Origin of the sequence: Mesorhizobium sp. M0815 (assembly GCF_040319995.1) — a bacterium.
Classification (GTDB): domain Bacteria; phylum Pseudomonadota; class Alphaproteobacteria; order Rhizobiales; family Rhizobiaceae; genus Mesorhizobium.
In genome coordinates, this window is record NZ_JAMYOU010000026.1 from 17247 (window position 1) to 42890 (window position 25644).

Genomic DNA, 25644 nt, shown 5'->3' on the forward strand with positions numbered 1-25644 from the left:
TCAGTCCTCGTCCTCGAAGGACGGTTTGTGTGCGGCAACACCTGCCTGCGCCAGCACCTTGCGCAGCCAAGGGGGAGGACACGTCCTGAGCATCATCTGCGTGCGCAACAGCACCTCTTGGATGGTTTGGGGGTGCGGCACTTTGATCGGATGAATTTTTGCCGAAACAACCTTGGCTGCCGAAGGCCCCCCGATTGCCAGACAAAAGAGGAGATGACAGCCCTTCAGCGCCTCCACCTTCGGCGTGATGCGGTCGTCGCCCTCAGTCCGATGCTTCCCGCTCTCGTCGGAAACGTCATCGAAGGCCACGGCTTCCACGAGATTCCACTCCTCGCGCATTACGTCGTAGACAGCAAAGCGCCTGGCCGACCCGAAATGGGCGTTGAGGTTCTTCATGTCCTGCGTGGCGATCGCCACGCGCAATGCGCCGGCTTGGCGTTCCGGCGTCGGTGCGTGAACCTCGTCAGTGACGAGCGAGAGGCGACGAACGGAGCTCATCTGGCATTTCTCGCTTACGGAGTGGATCAAGCGCCTCAGGCGTCGGCGCGTGCCGGTTGGCTTCAAAAATGTTGGCGACCTCGAAGATCAGGTCGCGGGTCCCCTGGTAGAGGATTGTGAGCTTGTGCTGGCTGCCGAGCCGGTCGAAGATCGGGAAGCCGACTCGCATGAGCGGAATGCCGAGGCGCTGCGCCGCCTGGCGGCCGTGGGAATGGGTGACGAGAAGATCAGCGCCGGCGCCAAGAGTTTCCAAATCGCCGAGATCGCCGATTTGAACCGACTGCGCCGGTACTTCCTCCAAAATTTTCGACATGTCGGTCGTGGTGACCGCCGCCGCGATTTCGGAGCCCATGCCGATGAAGAAGCTTGCGAGTTGGTAGAGTTGGTCTGGTTCAGCAGCGATCGCAATTTTCTTGCCTCCAAAGTGGAAATGTCCGTCGAGCAACGCGTCCTGCAACTGCGCCCGGCCACGGCGCACCCCAGCCGGCGCCGCCGCGCCCGAAACCGCGGACAGCAGCGAGACGAACCGGTCGGCGTCCTTCAATCCAGTCAGCGCCTGGAACAGCACGTAAGGCACGCCGGTCAACCTCTGCAGCAACTCGGCCGGGCGGCGCATATGCTCACCGATGACGATACATTGCTCGGCCGTGCCAAGCTCGCGGATATCCTCGACGCTGGTGCCGCCATAGGTGGTCGTGACCCAGCGGTCGGGCACCGTACCGTCGAGCGAGCCGGAGACGTCCGGCAGAATCACGGGCTTCAGTCCAAAGCTTTCAACCATCTCACGTAAATGCTCGATATCAGCCACAGTGAGGTTCCAGCCAGGCAGGATCACGATCTTCTTCGACTGCCGCGCCTGCTCGCCGGGCCGTGTAATCCTTTCGATCATCGCGGTGACAGCCTTGGCCCAGCCCTCTTCGATCGCGCCGTCGAAATCCGGTGTGTTGGCTAGCACCACCTCCGTACCCGCGAGTTCTTCCCTGCGCTTCAGCCTGACATTGGCGATATCTCCTGCGCAGTCTTCGCCCCGGGTTTCCACCAGCGCCGTCGTGCAGACCCCGATCAGCGTTGGCTTTGTGCGGGCCTTGAGGTTGAGGATCGCCTCTTCCAGATGGTCTGCCCCGCCAAGGATCGTCGCCACCTCGTCCATCGCCGTGGTCTGCAAGGGGATGGCTTCCTTGAAATGCCGCACGAACAGCACGAGCGCGAAGCTGGTGCACCCCTGGCTACCGTGGAACAACGGCATCGCGCCGTCGACCCCCAGGAAGGCGAAGGCGGCACCCAACGGCTGCGATGACTTCAGCGGATTGACCGCCGCCGCTTTGGTCTGGGGAAGGATACGGACCATCCGCTTTCCTCAACACTCGCCGAAATCGTCGGCCATCGTGCCGGCGAATTCCTGGACAACATGCAAGGTCGCGGTCTCGCTTTTCGTGCTCGGCAGTTCCTCCCTCACCGCAGGCTGGCAATCCCATGGTGCCGGTTTCCGCACCTGGCGCCAGATCGGGTTATGAATGGCGAGGTCGATCTGGCGTACGAGTTCCACCATGCCGTCATAGCCGGCGTAAGGACGTTGGCGCTCCTGGTTGATATCGAGCCAGGCTGTCTTGGCCTTCAGCGCGATGAATTGCGTGCGCCCGCCCGACAGCATGATATCGGCCTTGTGTTCTGAGAGCATGGCGTAAAGCTCGCGCGGCGTCATCTGCTCGAACATGTGGTTGTCGTCCTTGAGGATCTGCTTGATGCGCTCCTTGTCTCCGACGGTCGACTTCTTGACAGAGGTGCCGACGATCTCGATGCCGATCTCCATCAGCGCATGGACGACCGACCAGGACTTCACACCGCCGGTGTTGAGCAGCACGCGCTTGCCTTCGAGCCTCGGCCGGTAGGCCGCGAGCTTCTTCCAAGCGATCGCCTCCTCATCTGCAATCAATGCCTCGGTGCGGCCGAGGATCTCCGGATCGGCACCCTTCTTCACGAGCAGCTGAGAGATCTGTCGGAGCGCTTCCGAGGTGTCGGTGATGCCGTAGAAGGAGCCCTCGAAGAACGGAATATCCCAGCGCTGCTCCATCTTGCGGGCGAGATTGATGAGCGCGGTCGAGCACACCATCATAGCCGCCCGGGCGCGGTGCGCGGAGGCAATGTCGAGGTAACGCGCGTCGCCCGGAATGCAGGCGCGCACCCGGATGCCCAGCCGATCAAGGAGCGGCTTCACCAGCCAGAATTCGCCCGAGAGGTTGAATTCGCCAAGAATGTTGATGTCGTAAGGGCCGGCATCGTCGGGCTCCACCGTGCCGATGACATGCTCGAGCAACGCCTCGCCGGCAAGCTTGTTGCCAAGATTCTTGGAGCCGACGAAGCCCGGCGCATTGACCGGCACCACCGGTAGGCCGAACTTTTCCGCCGCGCGCTTGCAGACGGCCTCGATGTCGTCGCCGATCAGCGCCGTCACGCAGGTCGGATAGACGAAGATACCCGGCGGCCCATACGCTTCCTTGATCTCGCGGATCGCTTTGAAGAGCTTCCGCTCGCCCTGCCCCAGCACAACGTCGAGTTCGGTGAGGTCGGTCGTGAAGCTTGTGCGCCACAGCGTTGGCCCGGACGAAGCCGCACCGCGGTTGTCCCAGGAATTGCCCTCGCAGGCGAGCGGCCCATGGATCAAATGCGCAACGTCGGTGATCGGCTGCAGCACGATCTTGGCGCCATCGAAGGCACAGCCGCCGGCCGCCGCCCCGGGGGTCAGTGGCTTCGAACAGCCCTCCTTGCGCGCCTTGGCATCCTTGCGGCGGTTCTGCTCGCAGGCGGGCTCGTTGAAGACATCCTGGATTTTGGCTCTGAGCGAGGACATTGCGTCGGTCTCCAAAGTCCCTTGGGAAGACGACCGGCCAAAGCCGACCGTCACGCTTAGCGGGTGAGGTCATACGAATAGTCCGTCACGCCCGTCTCGCTTGTCTCGCGATCGAGCTTGTCGAAGATCTTGTCGAGGATCGTCGTCAGGACGCGCAACCCGCCTTGGTAGCCCATAATGGCAAACCGATGGTGATGGTGGCGGTCGAAGATCGGAAACGTCAGCCGGATCAGCGGCGTGCCGGCGTCGCGCTCCAGATACTTGCCATAGGAGTTGCCGATCAGCAGGTCGACCGGCTCGGTGAAGAGCAGCGAGCGCATCGCCCAGAGGTCCTTGCCCGCCCAGACTTGAGCATCCTTGCCGAAGGGCGATGATGCAAGCAGTTCCTTCAACTCCGCTTCCCATGCCGAGGTGCCGTTGGTGGCGAGGCAATGGGTCGGCTCGCCGCCCGTCTCCATGATGAAGCGGGCCATGGCGTAGACAAAGTCCGGATCGCCGTAGATGGCGTATTTCTTACCGTGCAGCCAAGATTGGCTGTCCGCCATGGCGTCAACAAGTCGGCCGCGCTCCAGGCGGATTGCCTCGGGGATTTGCTTGCCGGAAATCGCGGAGACCTCCATCAGGAAGTCGTCGGTCGCCTGGACTCCGAGAGGGTAATGGAACGAGGCAGTCGCCTGCCCTACCCCCTCGCAATACTCCAGTGTTTTTCGGGTGTTGTAATGCTGTAGCGAAAGTGTCGCCTCGGCGTTGAGTGCCTTCCTCACGTCTTCGATCTTCGTGCCGCCGTCGTACATGCGGTATTCGCCGTCCGACGGCGTGTCGAACTGGTCAGAGGCGTCTTGGATGAAGGTATAGGACACGCCCAGCAGATCGAGCAGGCGCTTAAGTTCCCGGTTGTTGCCAACGCAAAAGCCGTCAAAACCCGGAATGATGTTGATGGTTGCCTCGGCTTCCGTGCGCTCCTCGCCTTTCCAGAAATGCTCCAAAATGCCCTTGACCGTAACGTCATAGCCGTCGACATGGCTACCGACGAAGGCCGGCGTGTGGGCGAAGGGCACGTCGAAGTCGCGCGGAACCGAGCCTTGGTCCTTGGCGTTCTCGATGAAGCTGTGCAGGTCGTCGCCAATGACCTCCGCCATACAAGTGGTCGAGACGGCGATCATCTTCGGGTCGTAGAGTTTGTACGTGTTGGCGAGCCCGTCGACCATGTTCTTCAGGCCACCGAACACTGCCGCGTCCTCGGTCATCGAGGAGGAAACTGCCGAAGCAGGCTCCTTGAAATGGCGCGACAGGTGCGAGCGGTAATAGGCCACGCAGCCCTGGCTGCCGTGGACGAAGGACATGGTTCGCTCAAAGCCTGCGGCCGCGAACACCGCGCCGAGCGGCTGGCAGGCCTTGGCGGGGTTCACGACAAGCGCTTCGCGACCGAGGTTCTTTTCGCGGTATTCCCACGTCTTGGTGAATTCGCGTTGGTCGGTAACGATCTGGTCCGGGTGAGGACATTCGAAATTCAGCCTCTTCTCGGCGAGCATCTGCCTGTATTCCGGCTCGCGGAACAGGGGCGCGTGGTCGAGAACTTTTTCAGCCGACTGCGGCATGGGTGGTTACCTCTTCTCCATCTGGCCGCGCCATACGGCGGCACAGGGACGTCGAAACGTTTCAGGTCTCCCGCGGACAAACGGCCACAGGCGTTCAACGGCCTCCCGGCTTCCGGGAGGCCAGATTTTCATTCGGCTGCGATCGCCGCCGACGGCTCGGCTTTTTTCTTCCAGGGGGCGTCGTAGAGGTTCCAGACCGGGTTGTTGATGGCCAGATCCATGTCGCGGGCGAAGATGGCGAAGCCGTCGTAGCCGTGATACGGGCCGGAATAATCCCAGGAATGCATTTGACGGAACGGTATGCCCATCTTCTGGACCGGGTACTTTTCTTTGATGCCGGAGCCCACGAGATCAGGACGGATCCCCTCGATGAACTTCTCCAGCTCGTAACCAGTCACGTCGTCATAGATCAGCGTGCCCTTCTTCACGTAGTGGCCAGTGCGCTGATAGTCGTCGTTGTGGCCAAATTCATAGCCAGTGCCGACGATCACCATGCCCAGATCCTCATATGCCGTGACGACGTGACGGGGGCGCAGCCCGCCGACATAGAGCATCACCGTCCTGCCTTCGAGGCGCGGCCGGTACTTGGCGATGACGGCATCGACCAACGGCCGGTATTTGGCGATGACCGCCTCGGCCTTGGCCTCGATTTCCGGCCCGAAATGCTTGGCTATCTTGCGCAGAGAGGCTTCGGTCTGGGAGGGGCCGAAGAAATTATACTCCATCCAGTCGATGCCATACTTTTCCTCCATGTGCCGGCAGATGTAGTTCATCGACCTGTAGCAATGGATGAGATTGAGCTTGGCCTTTGGCGCTCGCTCTATTTCGGCCAGCGTAGCGTCGCCCGACCAGTTGCCGACCACGCGCAGGCCCATCTCCTCGAGCAGGATGCGCGAAGCCCAGGCGTCGCCGCCGATATTATAGTCGCCGATCACATTGACATCGTACGGGCCGGCCTCGAACTCGACCTCCTTCTTCTCGAACACCCAGTCGCGGATCGCGTCGTTGGCGATGTGGTGGCCGAGTGATTGCGAGACGCCGCGGAAGCCCTCGCAGCGCACCGGCACGATCGTCTTTTCGTGCTCCTTGGCCTTGTTGCGGGACACCGCTTCAGTGTCGTCGCCAATCAGGCCGATTGGGCATTCGGATTGCACAGTCATGCCCTTGTTCAGCGGAAACAGTTCCTCGATCTCGTCGATGATCCGTTCCAGCTTCTTGTCGCCGCCGAAAACAATGTCCTTCTCCTGGAAATCGGAGGTGAACTGCATCGTGACAAACGTGTCGATGCCTGTCGTGCCGACGTAGTAGTTTCGGCGTTGCGACCAGGAATATTGCCCGCAGCCGACCGGGCCGTGCGAGATATGGACCATATCCTTGACTGGGCCCCACACCACGCCTTTCGAGCCGGCATAGGCGCAGCCGCGAATGGTCATCACCCCGGGGATGGACTTGATGTTCGATTTTACCTCGCATTCGGAAAGGACCTCGTTTTCCTCGCCAGCCTCGTCGCCGCTCTTTGCGACGCTGAGGTGCTTCTTGCGGCGCTTCGCCGCCTTGTCAGGATATTGCGACAGCACCTCCTCGATAAGCTTCGCATGGAGGGCGCCGTCATTCTCGTATTCCAGGCTCATGGGACCTCTTTCAAAGGTTCAGGGTGACGCCTCACCGACGAGGCGCCGTTCTTCGAAAGGCGCGCCAGGTCAGGCCGCGCCCCCAGTCAGTAGCGGCCGTTACTGTGCGGCCGCCTTGGCCGCTTCCTTGACCTGAAGCTCGGCAAGCATCTGCTCATCCGTCTTCATGATGCCGAAGTCGAGCAGCATGTCCTCGAGCTCCTCCATGGTGATCGGGGTTGGGATGGTGCCCTGGCCCGAATTGGCATGGATCTTCTCGGCCAGCGCCCGGTATTCCCCGGCCTGCTTGGAGTCCGGCGCATATTGAATGACAGACATCTTCCTGAGTTCGGCGTGCTGGACGATGTTATCGCGCGGCACGAAGTGGATGAGCTTGGAATTGAGCCTGGAAGCCAGCGCTTCGGCGAGGTCGAGCTCGCGATCGGTTTGGCGCTCGTTGCAGATCAGGCCGCCGAGCCGCACGCCGCCCGAATGGGCGTATTTCAGGATGCCTTTGGCGATGTTGTTGGCGGCATAGAGCGCCATCATCTCGCCGGACATGACGATATAGATTTCCTGGGCCTTGTTCTCGCGGATCGGCATCGCGAAACCGCCGCACACCACATCCCCGAGCACGTCGTAGGAGACATAGTCGACATCGTCGTAGGCACCGTTCTCCTCGAGGAAGTTGATCGAGGTGATCACGCCGCGTCCGGCGCAGCCGACACCCGGCTCAGGGCCGCCCGACTCCACGCATTTGATGCCTTTGTAGCCGACCTTGAGCACGTCCGCGAGTTCCAGGTCTTCCACCGAACCTTCCTCTGCCGCGAGGTGCAGGACCGTATCCTGCGCCTTCGCGTTCAGGATCAGGCGGGTGGAGTCGGCTTTGGGGTCGCAGCCGACGATGAGGATTCTCTGCCCGAGGTCGACAAGGGCGGCGAGCGTATTTTGGGAGGTGGTGGACTTGCCGATGCCGCCCTTGCCGTAAAAGGCGATCTGACGCAAACCTGACATGTAGCTTTCCTTCCTTCGTTCCATTCATCGCGGCTGCCGCGACATGAATGCCGGTCGGGCAGCTGTCGCCGCCTCGCACCCAAGGATCTCAAGACTCGTGCCAATTTGGCTGATCGAACCGAAGAATAATTTCATGGTTGCTTTTCAGGGATTTAGCTTGAGGCCAAAGAAAGGATCGTCGGTACAAGCCGTGTAGCGGACCCGACAATGGCGACATAAAGCGTCGGATCGCGATCCTCAGTCACCGCATTCGTTCGAACCGCATCATTGTGTTGAGGTGGGCGAACAGCTTCTCGACCCTCTAACGTTAATTGCGGGATGGGCGAATTCTTCTGTTCCGGCGAGCTGACGTGCTTGGTCTCGCGTGTCCTCATCGACATTGCGCGGAGTCTTGCGCGCCACGCTGGCATACCATCGATCCACGGCCATCCATCCGGGGCCGCGGGCGGATAATTCGGCCATATCACCAACCCAGGTGGACTCGGCTCACTTGTCGGCGCAGGAGTTCAGTATCGGCGTCATCGCCTTCACATGTTCGTCGATCCGCTCGAGCACTTTCGCTGCGACAACGTCGCGCTCAGGCAGATGCCACCAGTGCTCGTTGACGAGTTCGACGGTCCCGACCACTGCCTTCAGGACTGCCGGCTCCGGAAGCCTTGCACGGTTCGCAAATGCTTTCCATCGCTGTGCTGCTAGCGCCTTGAACGAGCGCTCCCCTCCAAGCGACAGCGCCATGGCGTCGGCGGGAATATATGGCACGGTCGACAGGACGTCGTAGATTGGTGCAAGCACCGGCTTGTCGCCGTTGCCGGGATAAATCAAAGACCAGTTCTTGAGGTGCATGTCGCCATTGCCAGTGATGACCGTCAGCGCCAGGCGGCGGACGAATTCGAGAGCCGCCGTAGGGGAGACGGCCACGCCAAGGGCCAAGGCTATGTCGTGATAAGCGGCCCCCTCATATTTGCGCGAGGGATAGACACCGAAGACCTGAGCGAAATCCTCGATGTGAATCCTCTCCCCCTCAGCGCCGCGATCGAAGCGTTTGACGAGAAGGACCTTGCCCTCTGACAGCGTGTTGAATTCCTCGGGAATATCCTCGAAATCGGACTTCTCGACAAGTTCGCGTTCAGGAACCTCCATGCCGATTGCTGCTGCCAGCGCCAGGTTGACGAATTCGTTCTCGGAAACGCCCGGAAACGCCGTCGAAGGGAACTTGGCGATGGACCGGCCTTGCTCGTCGTCCATCGGCAAGGTAAGGCCGCCGCCTTTTCCAGTGTGCTTCATCACCGACAGCTTCATCTGCACGCCGGCAAGTGAGAACCGTGCCTTGGGCTTATCCTTTGAAGCATCCTGCGAAACTGCTATCGCGCTGTCACTGGGCAACGCCCGTACGGCTCCCGGCAGATCGGCGCCCAGCGCCGCTAAAAGATCGAAATCATTGCCTGGCCGCACATTGCCTTCGTGGTGCTTTTCCATCGCCTCGCGCAATTTCTCCTCCGGCAGGAGGTTCGCGAAGAAAGCGGGCAAGGCGCCCGCCAGAGGCTTCGGATCTTTCCGCAATCCTCCCGTCGCTGCCCGGAACGACAGGCTGAAAACCGGAAAGCCGCCCGTCGCGCGGTAGGCCTCATCGAAGTTGAATGCATTGAAATCGCCCGGCGTCCTAACGATTGTGCCGATCTTCAGTGCGTTCAAGAGCACGTCCAGCGACGGGATCGTCTTAGGTGCGCGAAAGACTGGAGCCATGATCGTCATCGTCAGGTTGAGAAACAAAGGCGGGTCGATCGTCATCATCACGCGGACGTAATAGAGCCTGGACAGCCGGCACCATGACTTGTGGAACCAGCATCATTTCCAGACCGAGCGCGCGAGCGATATTCATGAGCGTCGTCGCACGCGCCGCTGCGGCTCCCTTTTCGATGTCGCGATAGCGGGGACGGGATATACCCGCCAAGTCAGCGACCTGCTCCTGCGTCATGGCAGCGGCCAGCCTCGCCTGCCTGAAAAGCCCACCGATTTCGCGCAGAATTTCCGATTCAGAGTCCATCATGATACCTATACGATCTATTCTAATGCGCGATGATACGCAAAGGTATCTCATCCAGCGAGCAAGTCAAAACTTTTATGATCTGTTCGCGTATCATATATGAAGATAATGATATGCAAAGAGATCAATCCTTCTTCGAGGATCTCTCAGGCTTTAGCGCCGCACAGCGAACGGCGTTCCTCCGAGAACAGCTGCTATGGCCACCGGGCTCCTCTGATGGCGCCGCCGCCGGTTTGCCAGGCTTCTTGCGGCCTGCGGCCTGGCGCTGCTCTTTTTTTCGGCCTCGATCCGGCGCTCTTCTTGCGCGGCCAGCTTGGCCTCGGCTTCCAGCGACGCCATCGCCTGCTGGATCTTGGCCAGCCGGTTCTGCTTGTCGCCGGCCCAATCCGGCATCTCGTCGCCGCGCTTGTCCTTGCCGAAAGTCACGTCCTCCTCGGCATCCGCGGCTCGGTCGTCGTCAGCATGCGAGCGACCTCGGCTTTCAATTCCAGCTCGCGCTTCTTCATGCGCTCATAACTCATCGCCTTGTGTTTCGACGCGTTCGCCTTGATCTTCTTGCCATCCAGCGCGACATGGCCGAGTTTGACCAATCCTGCCGTCTCACACAGCTTCAGAACCTGCACGAACAGCGCCTCGAGCGCCTTCAAATGCCGCTTGGGGAAGTCGCTGATCGTCCGGAAATGCGGCGGATCGAGCGCGCCTGTCGCGTTCCTTCGCGCCCCTCTGTCCCTCCAGCATCAAAAGGACCGTCGCGACGCACCCGCCCTTCCTGCTCAAATCACATTCAATTCCCTGAAAGCCCGCCCCTCAGCGACACGGCTGTACCCGAACGCCGAGCAATCCACCGTGCGATAGCGGCCATGCACGATCAGTTCGGCCAGCGCCTTGCCGACCGCTGGAGCCTGCTGCAAGCCGTGACCGGAAAACCCGTTGGCGAAGAGGAAATTACCGACCTCGGGATGCGGGCCGATCACCGCATTCTGGTCGAGCGTGTTGTAGTCGCCACGATCATCACAAAATCATTCCGTTCGCGGCAGGCCCTGGCCGGCTGTTTTCGCCAGCTTTGGGCCATCGACCGAGGCGATCAAGCCGACGCGCGCCTGGGTCGGCCATTACGGAAGGCCGGAATACGGGTCGCCAGCACCGGCCAGATCACCTCTTCGAACAGCGGCCAGTCAGGTTCGAAATCTGTGGGGTCGGCGGGGCCTTCGCCCTCTTCCGGCTGGGCGCCGCCGGTGATGTAGACCGAACCTTCCGGCCGGACATAGATGCCGCTCGGGTCGACCAGCAGCGGCATGTCGTCATATTTTTCGCGCGCCTCGAAGACGAAGACATTGCGCTTGCGCGGCTCCACCGGCAGCGCCAGCCCGGCCATTGCTGCCACCTTGCCGGCATTCGGCCCGGCAGCATTGACGACGATGCCGGCCTCAAGCCGCTCGCCATTTTCGAGGGTCACACCGGTGACGCGGCCGCCTTGCCGCTCGATGCCGACGCCGTGATGAAGTCGATATCCTTCGTCCGCAGCGCCTTGCGGAACAGCATCAGCATCGCATGCGCGTCGAACCAGCCCTCGCCGCTGCGGCCGTAGGCCCCGGCAGTGATACCCTCGGCCGACAGCCACGGAAAGCGGCGGACGAGCGCCTCTGCATCCTCGAGCAGGATGTCGGCGCCCTCGGCCATCTGCGCTTCGTGGTTGGCCCGCAGGATAGGCAGCCCGTTTTCGCCGGCAAGGATGAGATAACCGCCTTCGCGAAAGCCGATATCGGCGTCCGCGCCAAACTCTTCCCTGAGCCGCCGGAACAGTTTCAGCGTGAACTGCGACAGACGGATGTTTTCCGGGATCGAAAACTGCTGGCGGATGGAGGCGCAGGACAGTGTGGTCGCCGCATGAGAAAATTGCGGGTCGCGCTCGACAAGTGCAATCGAGCCCGAAAACCCTTCCTCGCGCAGATAATAGGCGACCGAGGAGCCGACGATGGCTCCGCCGATGATGACGATGTCGTAATGCACTTTTTCGCTTCTCCAGTTCTAGGGGCCCGCCGCCACGTGCGGGCGATGCCGGCATCAACCGGCGGCCAGATGTGCGGAGGGCAACAAGCGCGCCTGACGCAACGCCGCCAGATCAGCCGAGCCGGTGCAGAAGCAGGCGACGGCCAACTGGCGGATGACGATCTCGAAATGCGCGACAACCGCCTCGGTGGATACCGTAGCCGCGCGCAGCACGCCGGCCGCCTGCCCGGCGATGTCCGCGCCGAGGCGGATGGCCTTGGCCACGTCGACGCCGTCGCGGATCCCGCCCGACGCGATCAGCTTCACCGTTGGCAGCGCCCGACGTACCGCCTGCACGCTGGCCGGGGTCGGAATCCCCCAATCGGCGAACGCTATCGCCACTGCACGGTCGGCGGCATCGCGGGCGCGCTCGCCCTCCACCGCGGCCCAACTGGTGCCGCCGGCGCCGGCGACATCAATCACCACCACGCCCGCCTCGACGAGCGCACAGGCCACCGAAGCGGACAGGCCCGACCCCACTTCCTTGGCCACGATCGGCACGCCCACGCTGCGCGCAGCGCGAGCGATCTGCGCCAGGACGCCGCGCCAGTCGCGGTCGCCCTCCGGCTGTACCGCTTCCTGCAGCGGATTGAGATGGACGATGAGTCCATCCGCCTCCAGCGCATCCACCGCCCGGCGCGCCAGGTCCAGGCCGTCAGCCTCGCGCAGTTGCGCGGCGCCGATATTGGCCAGCAAGGGAATGTCTGGGGCCAGGCGGCGCAGCGCGCGCGTCAGCCCCTGGGAGTTGCGGGATTGCAGGCTCACGCGCTGCGAACCGACGCACATCGCGATCCCCAAGGCTTGCGCTGCCTCGCTCAGATGCCGGTTGATGGCCTCGGCGCGTGGCAGGCCGCCGGTCATTGAGCTGATCAGCAGCGGCGCGCGCATGGTCTTGCCCAGCAGCGAGGCGCGCAGGTCGATCTGCGTCAGGTCCAACTCGGGCAATGCGCAGTGTTCGAAACGGATGTACTCCCAGCCGGCGGCGACCGTGGCCGACGCCGTTCGCCGATCCAGCACGATGTCCAGATGGTCGTCCTTGCGCCGGCTCAGGGCGGTGTCGCTCATGCTCGCTCCATCCGTCGCATCGGGCGACGGCGTTGCGTCGGATCGGACCGACGGCAGCGCGCGCACGCCGCCGCCTCCCGCGCGTTCAGGCCGGCGCACGCTGGCCTCCGCCCGCAGCGTCGCTGCGGTAGCGGCTGGTCGAGGTCTGGTAGTACTGCGCGCGGATGGCCGCCATGGCCTCGATCAACGGTCTCCACGGCGCGGGAAAGCGTTCTTCCGCCATCATCCGGCGCAGCATGCGCATATGGCCGGCCAGCTCGTCGTTGAGAAACTCCTCCACAGGCATAGCCGGATAGCGCTGCAGCAGCAGGATTGCCGCGTTGTCGGCCTCGCCGGCCGACCTGTCCTTGTCGCGTCCATGCAGATCGTTCTGCAGGCGCCCTATCGCGGAGATGAGCCGCAGGACCTGGCGAAACGCCGGACCCGCGCGCAAGGTCGCCATGTCCAGTCCCCACAGCAACGACAGGCAACAGAACACGTTCGTGTAGGCGATCGAATCGATGCCGTTGTGCAGGTACTCGGCGTAGGACCAGCGTTCCGCCCCTGCCGCCTGCGCGTGTCCGGCGCGCAGCGCCGCGCAGTAGCACCGGGTATCGTCGAGAAGCTGAGCATAGTCGCGACGATCGTAGGCGAGCGCGGCCAGCGAAGCGCGCAGCACAGCGCAGCCATCGAATCCGGGGAGCGCGCACGGCACGCCCTGCCCCAGCGCCTGCTCCACCGCGGCGAGCTGCTCCGGCGCGATCAGGCCAAGGTCGTTGCAATCGTCGAGCCAGAACAGCAGCGCCAGTTCGCGATAGAACGCCACGATCAGCGTTTCGTCCTGCGGATCGCGGCCGGTGCGGGCGCTGGTGTCGCGCAGGCTCGGGTGAATGCGCTGCAGGATGTACTGGCCGCCCCTGACCGCTTCCACGGCATGCTCGTCGGCGAACCCGGTCAGGGAACGCCCCCACTCCAGCACCTGCTGCAGCGCGCGTTCGGTCTGGATCATGGCGCCGCTCCTGCTCCCTCGGCCAGGACGCGCCGCCCCCAACGAAGCGCCAGCCACAACCCGGCGAGTTCGGCCACGCGCACCACCCGGGTGGGGCAATACAGTTCCTTGCCGATCCACAGCGGCATCTGCGGCCATGCATGCGCCGCATGGCGGGCGAGCATCCACTCCAGCGCACGCGCCACCGCCTCCGCGATGCGCCGGCGCCCTGTCGGCTCTTCGCTCCCGTCCATCACGTGCAACGCGAACAGCGCATAGGCGGTTTCCTCGAATGTGGACGCGCGACCGGCGCCCCAGCCGCCGTCGCCGCGCTGCGCCTGCAGCAGCGCCGCCAGCGCGCGCTCGTCGCGCCACTGGGGCTTGCCTTGCGCCAGCGCAGCGACCGCATGCGCGGTGGGATACAGCCACGAAACGTGCCATTTTTCGTTGTCCCATAGACCGTCCGGGTTGCGATTGGCCTCGACGTAGGCGCTGGTGCCGGCCGCGGGCTTTCCCAACATCCGCAACGCATGCAGGGCATGGATGTTGGTCGACACCGAGGCATTGCGCTCGCCGGGGAAGGTGACGAACAGCTCGCCGATTTCGAAATGGCGCAACGCATCGATCGCCGGGTCGCGGCCTGCGAGGCGCAGGACGCACAACGCAACGGCTGTGTCGTCCGCATCGGCCGCGAAGTGCAAGGCCGGGCCCAGACCGCGCACGCCCAGGCGGGCGTCGAGCTGCGCGACGATCACTTGCACCGCCTCGGCGAGCGCGGGATGCGCGAACAGCCCGGCCAGATGCAGGGTGTACAGCGACCAGCATGGCTCGAACACATTGATCGGCCAGACGTTGGGAACGACACCTTCGATGCCGCTGCGCGTCGCCCGCGATGCCGCCTGCATATACGCGTCGGCGCGCCCGACCTGCGGCGTGCTTCCCTGTGTCACGGCGTGCGCACGCCACGCGGCGGTGGCCGCCGGACTGATACCGATGCTGCCGTCGTCGTCCGGGCATGCGGTGGTCGGCGACGTTCCCCAGGCTTCCCAGGAGTGCAGCAACGGATGGCCGCTCGGCAATGTCGCCACCGCCGCCAGCTTGACCAGGCACGCTTGCCGCAACGGCAACAGCGCCGGGTGGCGCGGAAACGCCACGCCGCCCAGCAAGGATGCGGCCTCGCCGCACAACTGCGGCAGGATCAGCTCCGCGCCGATCGGCGCGTCGTCCGGCACCGCATGCGCGTAGGGATCGGGATGGCGTTCGAGGAACCGGGTTGCAGCCTGGACTGCGTCGGCAGCGCCGGGAAGAGGATCGGCACGCTGCAATGCCAGCAACGCCGCCCACGTGGGCGCAAGGCGGAACAGCGGGAAGTCCGCGCTTCCCCATCCGCCATCGGCCTGTTGCTGCGCGATGAGCCACGCGTATGCATCCTGCCGACCGGTGACGTTGCCGTGGAACTGCAGAGCTCGCGCCGTGTCGTAGACGGACGGACCGACGCTGCCGCCGTCGCTCATCTCGCTCAGCAGGTGGCGCAATTCGGAAAGGATATGTTCGGAAAGCGCGTTCACGCGGGATGTTCCTTCTGCAGAGGGCTAACGACAACCAGGATCGGGCAGACGCCGCGCACGTCGCCGACGGTTCGGACACAGTGCAGCATGCACCGCCCGCCGGCCGATCGCAGCAGCACAGGGGCGAGTCCATGCGGACGGACGCGCTCATGCGTATGGCGCGGACAGATACGCGTTGGCCCGCTGCAGCATCTGCGCCAACCGTTCCGCGCGCGGCCCCAGCGGGACGATGGCCTCCCTGGCGTCGCGCAACAAATCCAGCGCGAACTGGCGCGCTGCCTGCAGCCCCATGATCGACGCGCAGGTCGGCTTCTGCGCCGCCGCGTCCTTACCGGGGGTCTTGCCCAGCGTCGCGGTATCCGCTGTCGCGTCGAGAATGTCGTCGACCACCTGCAACGCCAGGCCGAAACAGGCGGTGTAGCGATCGAGCGCACAGTACAGCGCAGCGTGCGCGGCATCCTCCGCGATGGAGTATAGCGCGCCCATGCGAACGGACGCGCGCACTAGCGCTCCGCTCTTCTTCCGGTGCATCGCCACGATCCTGTCCAGCTCGGCGTGCTTTCCGACCAGCGACAGATCCATGGCCTGCCCGCCTGCGGCACCCTCGGCGGACACGGCCTGCGCCAGTTCGCGCACGAGCGCGATACGGTTGTCGCCCGGCGCATCCAGGCTCGCCAGGGTCAGGAAGGCGTGCGCCTGCAGCGCATCGCCGACCAGGATCGCAGTGGCTTCGCCGAACTTGACATGCACGGTCGGAAGGCCGCGGCGAAGCACGTCGTCGTCCATCGCGGGCAAATCGTCGTGGACCAGGGTACAGGCGTGCATCATCTCGATGGCGGCGCCGACGTCGTCGAGCATGTGCGCCGGCGTGTCGGCCAGTGCGCCGGCAGCCAGACAGAGCAAGGCGCGGGTGCGCTTCCCGCCATGCAAGGTGGCGTAGCGCATCGCCGCCATCAGCTCGGTCTCACCGTCGTCTTCGGCGCAGAGAAGACGCGCCAGCGCCTGTTCGACCCGCTTTGCGCCGTCCTGCATCCAGATCTCCGGCAGCAGCCTGCCGGATGCGCCGCGCGCCTGCGCGCCCAATCCGCGGAGCGCGGAAACGCCAATTCGGTCGTCGTGTAGCGTGGAACCGGTCTGCATGTTTTTCATGTCCTTGTACCTGACACGAGATGGCCACGGCGAGCGCCAAGCCGCAGCGGTGTTGCCGGCGTCGCACCGAGCGCGTGCGCTGAGTGCAGCAATGCCGCGCCTCGCCGGCGCCGCTGCCTCGCCAGACGGGACATGCGATGCCAGCTCATGAGAAGCCTATGCGGATTGCCATGGACGGATGTGCGGTCGGGTAATAGCGCCGGCCTTTTTCGACGCCGCTCAGCAACCGCGGCTGCACCCCGGCCTTGTGCATGGTCAGCGCCAAGGCGATGCAGAACTGCACCATTTCCAGCCATACCAGGTGGTAGCCGATGCAGACGTGTGGGCCGGTACCGAACTGCAGCATGTCCACCGGCCGGATCGGCTCCGTGCGTTGCAGCCACCGCGCCAGGCGGAACTGATCAGGCGCCTCGTGCAGCAGCGCCGAGGTCGAGAAATGCAGCAGCGGGATGCACAGATGGGTGCCCGCGGGAATGCGCCGTTGGCCGAGTTGCAATTCCTGCAGCGCGCGACGCGGCAGGAGCGTGGTCGCCGGATGCAGGCGCAGCGTCTCGCGGAATAGTGCCTCGGCGACCGGACACTGTGCCAGGTCCGCGTGCCGGATCGGCACCGCGCCCACGCGTTGCGCCTCCTCGACTAGGGCATCCCACAGCACAGGCTGCCGCGCCAGCTCGATCACCATCCAGGCCATCGTTGAGGCAGTGGTGTCGTGACCGGCAAGCAGCAGCAAGCGGATATTGGCGACCAGGACGTCGTCGGAGAGCGCATCGTCGCTGCGGTCGAAGGCGCTCACCATGTCGTTGATCAGCCCGGTGCGCGCGGCATGCGCGCGCGCGTCGCGGACCAAATGGCGCAACTGCGCGTCGATCCAGTCGCGGGCGGCGCGGCCTCGCCGCAAGGGCAGTCCGGGCAGGTCGACCGGGGGCGCGACGATCAACTGCAGCAGTTGCCGGTATTTGCGATGCCATCCCGGCAGGTCCTGCGCGGGGATTCCCATGAGGCTGAAGATGAGCTTGAGCATCAGGTCGCCGGTTTCGCGCAGGATGGTTACGTCGCCGCGCTCGCGCCACGCCTGCACCCGCGCCCAGATGACGGGCGCGAACAGGTCGCCGATGCCGGCCTGGGTCAGCCCCTTGGGCAGGAACGCCGCCTTGATCGCATCGCGCGCTTGCCGGTGCGCGCGGCCGTCCTGGGCAACCAACGTTCCGCCAAGCAATTCGGGCGCGATCTCTTCGATCAGCGCCGAGGACACGTCCTTGTGCCGGAGCAGTGCGAACGCATCCGGATGCACGCAGGTCATCAGGTGTCCGGCAGGGCCGAAATCCAGCCAGAAGTGGCTGCCCAGCGTCCGTTCCGCGCGCCGCAGCAGGCGCGGCAGGTCGCAGACGATGGCGGGAAGATGCCCGACCAGGGGGAAAGCGCCGGGCATGACCGGGATGTCGTATCGCAGCCGGTGCCGACGGTTGAGCGGGTTGAGCAGCATGTCCGTCAGCAGCGCGCCGCCGCGGCCGCTTCGGCGGTGTCGCCGGCAGGCCGCGCGGCGCAGCTGTTGCCACCGTCGGCGTACGTCGGCACATGGGCCAGCATGCCGCCGTCGATGCACACGACCTGGCCGGTGATGAACGCAGCATCGTCGGAGAGCAGGAACGCCACCAGTGCGGCCACGTCCTCGGGGCGGCCGACGCGCGGCAGGAGCTGGTGCCGGCGCAGATGCCGTTGCATGCACTCGTCCAGCTTGGCGAGGAGACGCTCGGTCATGACGAGGCCCGGCGCAACCGCGTTGCAGCGGATCTGCGCATGACCGTACTGGGTGGCGAGCGAGGCCGACAGCATGTTCATCGCCGCCTTCGACGCGGCGTAGGACGTCTGCGCGGTGTCACCGCTGAGCCCCTGGCACGACGACATGTTGACGATCGCGCCACCGCCGCGGGCGATCATCCGTGGGATAGCCTGTCGGCAGCAGAGCAGCGTGCCGCGCAGATTGGTCGCCATGGTCTGATCCCAGACCGCCAGGTCCAGGTCGAGGATCGCGCGGTCGCGCGGGGTCAGATGCATGGCGCTCGCGTTGTTCACCAGCAGGTCGACCCCACCGAAGTGCCGCTCCGCCGTCTCGAACAGCGCTGCCACCGCCTGCGCATCGGCGATGTCCATGGCCAGGGCCAGCGCGTGGCCCGCTTCGGCCGCGATCTGCGCGGTGCAGGAGATGGCCGCGGAGCCATCAATGTCGGCCACCACCACTCGGCCCCCCTCCCGCGCGATGGCGAGGGCGCATGCCTTGCCGATGCCCGCGCCAGCGCCGGTCACCACGGCAACCTTGCCCTCAAACCGTCCCATCGTGTCCTCCCTGATTATGTTGGTCTTTCGCGGCATGCCGCCCGACCCTCGCCGGAGAGGGCGCAGGATCGGCGCTGGCGCGCTCGTCATCGCCAGCGTGGCTTTCGATGACCCGAATGGCGGCGACCGGGCACTGGCTGGCCGCAAGCCGCACGGCGGCGTGCAGCGCCTGCGGGACCGTCGCCACGCACACTTCGGCCACGCCGTCCGGTTCGCGCTGGCGAAAGGTGCCCGGCAGCGTCAGCGCGCACTGCCCGGTAGTTCCGCACAGATCCTGGTCGACCACGACGCGCATCTCAGCCCCCTGCGCATGCAGCCGCACCGGCAGGGCGCGGAACGTCCTAAGGAACGCGGAGGGCTCCCGGGTCGGCCGCTCGGCCAATGCCAGCGTGGGGAAGCGCGCCTGGATCCGCGGCAGGCTCTCGGCCAACTGCACCCGGGCCAGTTGCGCACCGAGGCAGAAGTGGATGCCGTGGCCGAAGCTCAGCATGATCTTCCCGTCGGTCGACATGCCAGGACTGGTGCCGTAGAACCGCGCGGGATCGAAGCGGTCGGGATCGGCGAAGGCGTCCGGGTCGCGATTGCCGGCCGCGATCAGCACGCGCACGTCCGCGTTCTTCGGGATCACCACGCCGCCCAGTGCGATGTCGCGCTGGGCGATACGCGGAATGGAGCTGAACATGGCGGGCGCGTCGCAGCGCAGGACTTCTTCGACGAACGCCTTCACCCCCACGGCATCTCCCTGCAGCCAGTGCCGCTGTTCGGGATACGCCAGCATCGCCAGGACCGCATGGTCTATGGCCGCAGCAGTGGTGGCGAAGCCGCCCAGCAGCATGCCCCACAGCATGCTGATCAACTCCGCATCCGACAGCATGTCGGCATCGTCGTCGTGTGCGCCGACCAGCATTGACACGATGTCGTGGCGGGAATCGGTGCGCTTGCGCTGTATGAGGTCGCCGAAGTAGGCCTGCACCCTGGCGCTGGCCGCGTCCGCCGCGGCGAGCTGGGGATCGCTGGCGTGCGGGCTCAGGCCTTCCAGAATGGCGCTGATGCCGGCGACGAGCCCCAACATGTCTTCCTGGGGCATGCCGAACAGTTCGCCGAAAACCAGCATGGGCAAGGCCAGCGCGAATTCCCGATGCAGGTCCACCGCCTCCCCGCGCTCCAGCGCGGGCGCTATGCCGTCCAGGCGCGCTGCAACGATGCGAGCGATGGTCGGCCTCAGGTTGTCGATCTGGCCCATGGTGAAATCGCGCGAGATCAGCCGGCGCAGACGCGTATGCGTTGGAGGTTCCTTCATCGCTAAAGTGGACGCCAGCAAACTGAGCGACAGGCTGGTCGCCGCACGCGGGAAATAGCGCGCCAGTTCGCCCGGCGCCGGTCCCCGAAACGCATCGCCCGTGGCCTTGAGCGCCCAATAGATGTCGGCGTGGCGGCTCAACAGAAAGAGGCCCGACGCCGCGCGATGCACCGGATCGTGCTCGCGCAACCACCGCATGAACGGATACGGGTCGTGGATGCACGCTGGCGACGCCAGTTCGGCGAAGGCGTCCCGGCATGCTGCCGTGGTTTCTTGCACGTCCATCTTGGTCACCTGTTGGCTGGCTGATCCGACCGGCGCGCGCCAGGCGCGCCGGCAAATTGCGGAGAAGATCGCGATTCCCGGCGTCCGCGCATCACCAGAGCACCGGGAACTCCTCGAACCCGCCAGTGATGATTTCCTTGCGCAACTTCAGTTCTTCGGGCGCCACGGCCAGGCGCAGCGCGGGAAAGCGCTGGAAGATCGAACCGAACACCACCTTGAGTTCCAGCCTGGCCAGCGCCACGCCGATGCAGTAGTGCGGCCCATGGGAGAACGCCAGGTGCGGGTTTTCGTCGCGTCCGATGTCGAAGATTTCCGGGTCGTCGAAATGGCGTGGATCGAACGACGTCGCCGGCAGGCCAACCAGCACCTTGCTCTCCGCGGGAACATGCACGCCCGCGATGGTCACGTCGGTCCTCGGATAGCGCATGATGCCGTCCCAGCCCGCGCCCGGCGGGTACATGCGCAGGATTTCCTCCACCGCCTTGTCCACCAGGGATGGATCGCCGACCAGGCGTTCGCGCTGTTGCGGATGGCGGAACATGGCCAGCAGGCCGAATTCGATCTGCGCGACGGTGCTCTCGTGCCCCGCCACCAGCATGCCCGTCGCCAGGCCGATCGCCTCTTCCTCGGTCGCCTTGCCCTGGTCGACCGCCGCGAGCAGATCCGTCAGCAGGTTGTCGCCAGGATGCTGGCGCTTGTCCCGCATCTTGCGGCGAATGTAGGCGCGCAGTTCTTCCCAGGCCAGGCGCGACGCGCAGCGCGGGCCGCTTTCATGCTGGTGCGTCATCACCTCGTCGGACAGCCCGGCGAAAAAGGCGTGATCCTCGTAGAGCACGCCCATCAGCGCGCTGATGACCATGGCCGGAAGCGGAAAGGAGAGGTGGCGCCGCAGGTCGGCGGGCTGGGGCTGGGCCGCCAGCGTGTCGAACAACTGCGCGGCGATCGCCTCGACCTGCTGCTCCAGCAGCTTCACCCTGCGGTTGCTGAAGGCCGGCGCCACGATCCTGCGTAACCGAGCATGCTCGCCCCCGTCGTGCGAGACCAACCACCCCGGCGATCCGAGAATCACCGAATCCGGGGTGAATGCCGCCGGCGGCATTCCCGAGGGCCGGAACTCCGCGTCGGACAGCACCGCCTTGGCTTCGTCGTAGCCTGTTACCCACCAGCCTTCGTGCCCGGACGGGAAGCGCACGCGGTGGATCGGACCCTTGGCGCGTAGCGCCAACATCTCGGGCGAGGGCTCGATGTGATCGACGCGCCACATCGGCAGCGTCGGCAAGGGTTGTTCGGACATGGTGACACTTCACTCTCTAAGCGATGGAAGGGCGGAAGGCCACCGGCAGGCGCGGCGGCAGCAAATGACGTAAGAAGCCGTGTAGACGACGTCCTCCGCGGCGATGGTCGCCGCCAGATCCTCCAGCCGCACGAATAGCGCGGGGAAGGCGCAGCTCAATTGCAGGCCCGCCAGCGCAGCGCCCAGGCAGAAATGCGGCCCCTGGCCGAACGACAGGTGCGGGTTCGTGATATCGAACCTGTCGGGGCCGGGACCGAAGGCCTTTTCGTCCCGGTTCGCCGCATGGAACGCCATCAGGACGGCGTCGCCGCGGCGGCCCCGTGCATCCGTCGATCTCCACGTCCTGGGTGGCATAGCGGAACGGCAGATTGGCCACTGTGCTGCCCCAGCGCAGGATCTCCTCGATCGCCTGCGACCACGGAACTTGGCCGCTGCGCACCAAGTGCATTTGCTGCGGATGCGTCAGCAATGCCAGCACGCCATTTCGGATGACGGCGGTGGTGGTCACGAAGCCCGCAGTGAGCACCATGAACAGGATGTCGATGAGCTCGGTGTCGGAAACGAGCTCGCCGTTGTCGCGCGCGACGATCAGGGCCGAAGCCAGATCGTCGCTGTGCCCGTGTTGAGCGGCCCGTACCCGTAGCGCGCGATGCACGTCGTCGGGCAGATTGCGTACTGTCAGCACGGCCATGGCATCACCTTATAAGAATATTCTACGCATTCATTTTTCAAATTGCGGTTCACTCATAGACGTGACAAACGGGAATTCGCATGCAAGTGGTCATCCAACCACGACTAATGATTTTTTGCGGTGCGCCTTATCATTTGATCTTTGGCGTCCAATATGTATGCTCTCATCAAAACCGACGCTTCTTTTGAGTTTCGATCGTGAATTGCTGAGAAAATGCGTTTTTCTACGCTGTCGTTCGACTGCCCCGGACTAAGTTGCGGGAATTTTTTGCGAAATAAGGCAATCTGCCCCCAGATCATCTTCAGCATCTTAAGAACGATCTGGCTATCCGACATTTCCGCAACAAGCCGATGAAAATTGACCGCATTGTCAAACACCGATGCCGCGTCCGCGAGTATGATAGAGCACTCTGAGCTATGAAGGCATTGCGCCAAGAGTCTTAGATCAGCATCGGTCCGGTTTTTCGCGGCCAGTTCGGCGGCGAGCGCCTCCAAAGAGGCGCGTACGTCATAGAGAGCCCACGCCTCTTCAGGCGGCACATCGCGGACAAAGGGCCCTTTGTTTTTGGTGATTTCAATCAAGCCATCTTTTTCGAGTTGTCGAAGAGCTTCCCGAACGGAGGCCCTACTCACGCCCAATGAGCCAGCCAGCCGGTTCTCGTTCATGTGTTTGCCGGGCTGCAATTCGCCCGAAAGAATCTTTTCATGAACTTGCTCGTAGACAAGTTCCGAGATGGAAACTCTTCGAAGAAGCTTAAGGCTACTGCTAACACTTTCCTGCCTGTCCACGCTGTGCTCCATAGGACCGCTTCCCTTACAGTCTCAAGTCCCAACGTCTCCGACGCTGGCTAAAGCAAACGAGGTGCTCTCCATTGAGGGGGTTACATGGCCCGATGGCGAAGACGACGGTGAATGGCATGTCGCGTTCTCGACAAATTGCGAAAGTTCCCTCCTCGACATATGAGCCATACCCAGTCGCCTGAGGTTACGGCCGCTCTCAAAATAGTTATTCCCATTCATTGCTGACGCGATGTCCACAAAAGCCTTTATGGTTCGAGCGTCTACGCCTACTTTGGCCCCGAGCTCGTACCAAGGCACTAAAATATACGGTATGTCCTCCACCACATATCTGTCTTGCATATGGACCGGGGTTGCCCTGGTTGTATTGTGAACGCGCGTATGAAATGCAAAATCTGAGAATGTGTCGAAGGATCCGCCATAGAAGCCCACCATTTCCTGCAGGAATGTCTGGAGTCGGAAACCCAAAGCATCGGCGATCGCCAGACGCTCTATGTCCACAGCTTCGATGACTTTCCCGACCGAGGATGAGATTCCGTCCCGATAGAAGAAAAATTCTCCTTTTGTGCTTTCGATCCGACCTGTGTTGAGGATCGCTGCAACCGGATGTATCACTCCGTTGTTGGACTGCATCCCAATCTCGAACACATTATTGTGCAATTGGAGCGGCTGGGGAAATATATTCGCGATCTGCGACCATTGCTTCTCATCCAGCGTATTAGGGAAAGCGGCGATCGGCAGACTGGCTTTGATACCCGCGACCAAAACTTCGCCCTTCTGGATCCAAGATGCATATGGTGACGCATTGGTTTCCAAGATGGTCAGGGCGTTCAACTCTCTTGAGCAGGCTAACGCGAAGAAATTGCCGTTGATCGCCACGATGATGTGACGGCTCAGATCGAAGTCCTTTAGTTCGCTAACGATGTCGTCATGCCCATACGATGGAACGGTGACTACAAGAACACGGGAAAATTCTACGGCAGTAGCCATCTCCGTGGTGACAGTCGGCTCAAACTGCCCCTCGATCTTCATACGAGCCGTCAGGTGACCATCTCGCCGGATCGCATCAATGTTACGGCGGTGATGTGGGTGACCGTAAAGAAGGACGCCGAATCCACGGTTGATCAAATCAACCGCAAAAGCGCATCCACAATTTCCGGCACCAATGATCGAAACTCGCATTTTGGAACCCACTGTCGCTCTCTCTCGGTTGGTGATTGTCCCGCCAGGTAGCGCCAGCCCTGAGCGGTGGGTGCATGAAAGAGGCCCCCCCCTGTAGAGCACCCGCAAAAATTGCGCCAACTCCGTAGAGGAGGAGGGCTCATGATGATTTTCCTATTATAATCAAGAGATGCACTTCAGCTGGGCGGCGAGCTCCATGTCGAGAATTCGACAAAACCCCTGTCGCCTTCGCTCCAGGCAACGCCTCGATCAGAACGATCAGAGGCATTTGCAGCCCGCTGCACCGCGTGGCGGACACGGCCTTACGTTTGTGTCCGGCACGATTTTTGCTGCTTTATCGCGACCAACGCGGCCGTACGGAAGCTTGAGATTTGGCTGAAGAGCAGCTTGTGGCCTTCGGAAGAGGTGCTTTGAAGCTATATAGCGTGGACGCCGAACTGGAGGTATCAAATGAATGAAACCAATACATTCGCTCACGCGGATGCTAAAGTTCCCAGATGGCATTTCACAATGATGCACGACTCCGCACGAAATGCGGCAATTGAAGCGGCGATTGCATCTTCTAATGTCAGAGGGAAAACTATTGTTGAAATAGGAACTGGGGCTGGTCTTCCGGCGATGCTCTTCGCTAGGTACGGGGCTGGAAAGGTATTCTCATGCGAGATGGACGAGCGAATTGCTGGCGCGGCGCGGGAGATTATCAAGGCCAACGAGTTGCAGGATCGCATCGCGGTGATTGCAAAATCCTCGAGGCAAGCAATTCTTGACGGCGATCTTCCTTCAGCACCCGACATCATTTTCACGGAGACATTGGACGCTGGAGTCGTTGGTGAGGGATATGAAACGATTGCCGAGGACATCCGGCAGATCGCGAGTTCCACTACAGTCATTATGCCGAATTGGGTCCAGCAATTCGGCTTTCTCTGCACTGACGCCAAGGCTTTTCAGAGAAATTCCGTGTTCAACCAATGCGGGTTCGATCTTTCTGGTTTTAATTTGTTTTCGGAACACTCTTACTTCCCGGTAAGCCAGATGCAGCACGATCCGGTACCTCTCTCGCCAACCTTTATTTTAAGGAACTATGACTATCTAAATCCAAACGCTCTGGATCGGGTAGAGCACCATATCATAGCCCACAATACGGGTCTCTGCCACGGAATGACATCATATTTTGATGCCCATTTTGGGAAATTCCTCGTCACTTCCAAGGGTCGGAGGGGGCATTGGTTGGCCGCCTTTCACCCTCTGCAAGAACCTATCCAGGTTGAATCGGGGCGGCATTATGCTTTGAATGGAGATAAAACGGGGTTGATCGATTTGGTTTCGTTATGATTGAACCGTGGGTGCCTGT

Annotated in this window: 19 protein-coding genes and 4 pseudogenes; 1 reads left to right on the plus strand and 22 read right to left on the minus strand. The window is 62.9% G+C overall.

Annotated features, from left to right (window positions below):
• The 22 genes and pseudogenes from nifX to NKI01_RS24055 form a co-directional block, all read right to left on the minus strand.
• Positions 1 to 498, minus strand: coding sequence for a nitrogen fixation protein NifX (gene nifX / locus NKI01_RS23950; RefSeq protein ID WP_352964876.1), 498 nt, complete (start codon positions 496 to 498; stop codon positions 1 to 3).
• Positions 464 to 1846: a nitrogenase iron-molybdenum cofactor biosynthesis protein NifN gene (gene nifN, locus NKI01_RS23955; protein ID WP_352964879.1), complete on the minus strand. Its 1383-nt coding sequence runs from the start codon at positions 1844 to 1846 to the stop codon at positions 464 to 466. The genes nifX and nifN overlap by 35 nt, the downstream gene beginning before the upstream one ends.
• Before the next feature lie 9 nt (positions 1847 to 1855).
• Positions 1856 to 3346, minus strand: coding sequence for a nitrogenase iron-molybdenum cofactor biosynthesis protein NifE (gene nifE, locus NKI01_RS23960; RefSeq protein ID WP_352964881.1), 1491 nt, complete (start codon positions 3344 to 3346; stop codon positions 1856 to 1858).
• A 56-nt stretch (positions 3347 to 3402) separates the two neighbouring features.
• Positions 3403 to 4944, minus strand: coding sequence for a nitrogenase molybdenum-iron protein subunit beta (gene nifK, locus NKI01_RS23965; RefSeq protein ID WP_352964883.1), 1542 nt, complete (start codon positions 4942 to 4944; stop codon positions 3403 to 3405).
• 128 nt (positions 4945 to 5072) lie between these two features.
• The gene (gene nifD / locus NKI01_RS23970) at positions 5073 to 6575 is read right to left on the minus strand and encodes a nitrogenase molybdenum-iron protein alpha chain (protein WP_352964885.1); all 1503 of its coding nucleotides are present in this window, start codon (positions 6573 to 6575) and stop codon (positions 5073 to 5075) included.
• A gap of 99 nt (positions 6576 to 6674) precedes the next feature.
• Complete coding sequence (nifH, locus tag NKI01_RS23975) at positions 6675 to 7568, minus strand: nitrogenase iron protein (protein ID WP_023801970.1); 894 nt, start codon at positions 7566 to 7568, stop codon at positions 6675 to 6677.
• A 486-nt stretch (positions 7569 to 8054) separates the two neighbouring features.
• Positions 8055 to 9311 carry a type II toxin-antitoxin system HipA family toxin gene (locus tag NKI01_RS23980; RefSeq protein ID WP_352964887.1) on the minus strand — a complete coding sequence of 419 codons (1257 nt, stop codon included), beginning with the start codon at positions 9309 to 9311 and terminating at the stop codon, positions 8055 to 8057.
• Positions 9286 to 9612, minus strand: coding sequence for a helix-turn-helix domain-containing protein (locus NKI01_RS23985; RefSeq protein WP_352964968.1), 327 nt, complete (start codon positions 9610 to 9612; stop codon positions 9286 to 9288). Before NKI01_RS23985 ends, NKI01_RS23980 begins: the two co-directional genes overlap by 26 nt.
• A 315-nt stretch (positions 9613 to 9927) precedes the next feature.
• Positions 9928 to 10301 (minus strand): annotated as a pseudogene (locus NKI01_RS23990) (transposase); the annotation flags it as partial.
• 84 nt (positions 10302 to 10385) lie between these two features.
• A pseudogene (locus NKI01_RS23995) lies at positions 10386 to 11622 on the minus strand (NAD(P)/FAD-dependent oxidoreductase).
• Between the two features lie 54 nt (positions 11623 to 11676).
• Positions 11677 to 12726 carry a type 2 isopentenyl-diphosphate Delta-isomerase gene (gene fni, locus NKI01_RS24000; RefSeq protein WP_352964889.1) on the minus strand — a complete coding sequence of 350 codons (1050 nt, stop codon included), beginning with the start codon at positions 12724 to 12726 and terminating at the stop codon, positions 11677 to 11679.
• 85 nt (positions 12727 to 12811) lie between these two features.
• Positions 12812 to 13714: a terpene synthase family protein gene (locus NKI01_RS24005; RefSeq protein WP_352964891.1), complete on the minus strand. Its 903-nt coding sequence runs from the start codon at positions 13712 to 13714 to the stop codon at positions 12812 to 12814.
• A complete protein-coding gene (locus NKI01_RS24010; RefSeq protein ID WP_352964894.1) occupies positions 13711 to 15261 on the minus strand; it encodes a hypothetical protein in 1551 nt (516 codons plus the stop codon). The genes NKI01_RS24005 and NKI01_RS24010 overlap by 4 nt, the downstream gene beginning before the upstream one ends.
• Positions 15262 to 15408: 147 nt before the next feature.
• Positions 15409 to 16401, minus strand: a complete 993-nt coding sequence (locus NKI01_RS24015; protein ID WP_352964970.1) for a polyprenyl synthetase family protein — start codon at positions 16399 to 16401, stop codon at positions 15409 to 15411.
• Between the two features lie 154 nt (positions 16402 to 16555).
• Positions 16556 to 17893 carry a cytochrome P450 gene (locus NKI01_RS24020; RefSeq protein ID WP_352964896.1) on the minus strand — a complete coding sequence of 446 codons (1338 nt, stop codon included), beginning with the start codon at positions 17891 to 17893 and terminating at the stop codon, positions 16556 to 16558.
• Between the two features lie 5 nt (positions 17894 to 17898).
• The gene (locus NKI01_RS24025; protein WP_352964898.1) at positions 17899 to 18744 is read right to left on the minus strand and encodes an SDR family oxidoreductase; all 846 of its coding nucleotides are present in this window, start codon (positions 18742 to 18744) and stop codon (positions 17899 to 17901) included.
• Positions 18731 to 19039: a ferredoxin gene (locus tag NKI01_RS24030; protein WP_352964972.1), complete on the minus strand. Its 309-nt coding sequence runs from the start codon at positions 19037 to 19039 to the stop codon at positions 18731 to 18733. The genes NKI01_RS24025 and NKI01_RS24030 overlap by 14 nt, the downstream gene beginning before the upstream one ends.
• Positions 19040 to 19045: 6 nt before the next feature.
• Positions 19046 to 20329, minus strand: a pseudogene (locus NKI01_RS24035) (cytochrome P450); the annotation flags it as partial.
• Positions 20330 to 20420: 91 nt separating this feature from the next.
• Positions 20421 to 21623, minus strand: a complete 1203-nt coding sequence (locus NKI01_RS24040; RefSeq protein ID WP_352964900.1) for a cytochrome P450 — start codon at positions 21621 to 21623, stop codon at positions 20421 to 20423.
• 604 nt (positions 21624 to 22227) lie between these two features.
• A pseudogene (locus NKI01_RS30875) lies at positions 22228 to 22314 on the minus strand (FitA-like ribbon-helix-helix domain-containing protein); the annotation flags it as partial.
• Positions 22315 to 22418: 104 nt separating this feature from the next.
• Complete coding sequence (locus NKI01_RS24050) at positions 22419 to 23102, minus strand: GntR family transcriptional regulator (RefSeq protein WP_352964904.1); 684 nt, start codon at positions 23100 to 23102, stop codon at positions 22419 to 22421.
• A gap of 33 nt (positions 23103 to 23135) precedes the next feature.
• On the minus strand, positions 23136 to 24305 hold the full coding sequence (locus NKI01_RS24055; RefSeq protein ID WP_352964907.1) for an NAD/NADP octopine/nopaline dehydrogenase family protein: 1170 nt from the start codon (positions 24303 to 24305) through the stop codon (positions 23136 to 23138).
• 438 nt (positions 24306 to 24743) lie between these two features.
• On the opposite strand from NKI01_RS24055, the gene NKI01_RS24060 reads away from it, so the two are divergent.
• A complete protein-coding gene (locus NKI01_RS24060) occupies positions 24744 to 25625 on the plus strand; it encodes an SAM-dependent methyltransferase (protein WP_352964910.1) in 882 nt (293 codons plus the stop codon).
• Positions 25626 to 25644 lie beyond the last annotated feature (19 nt).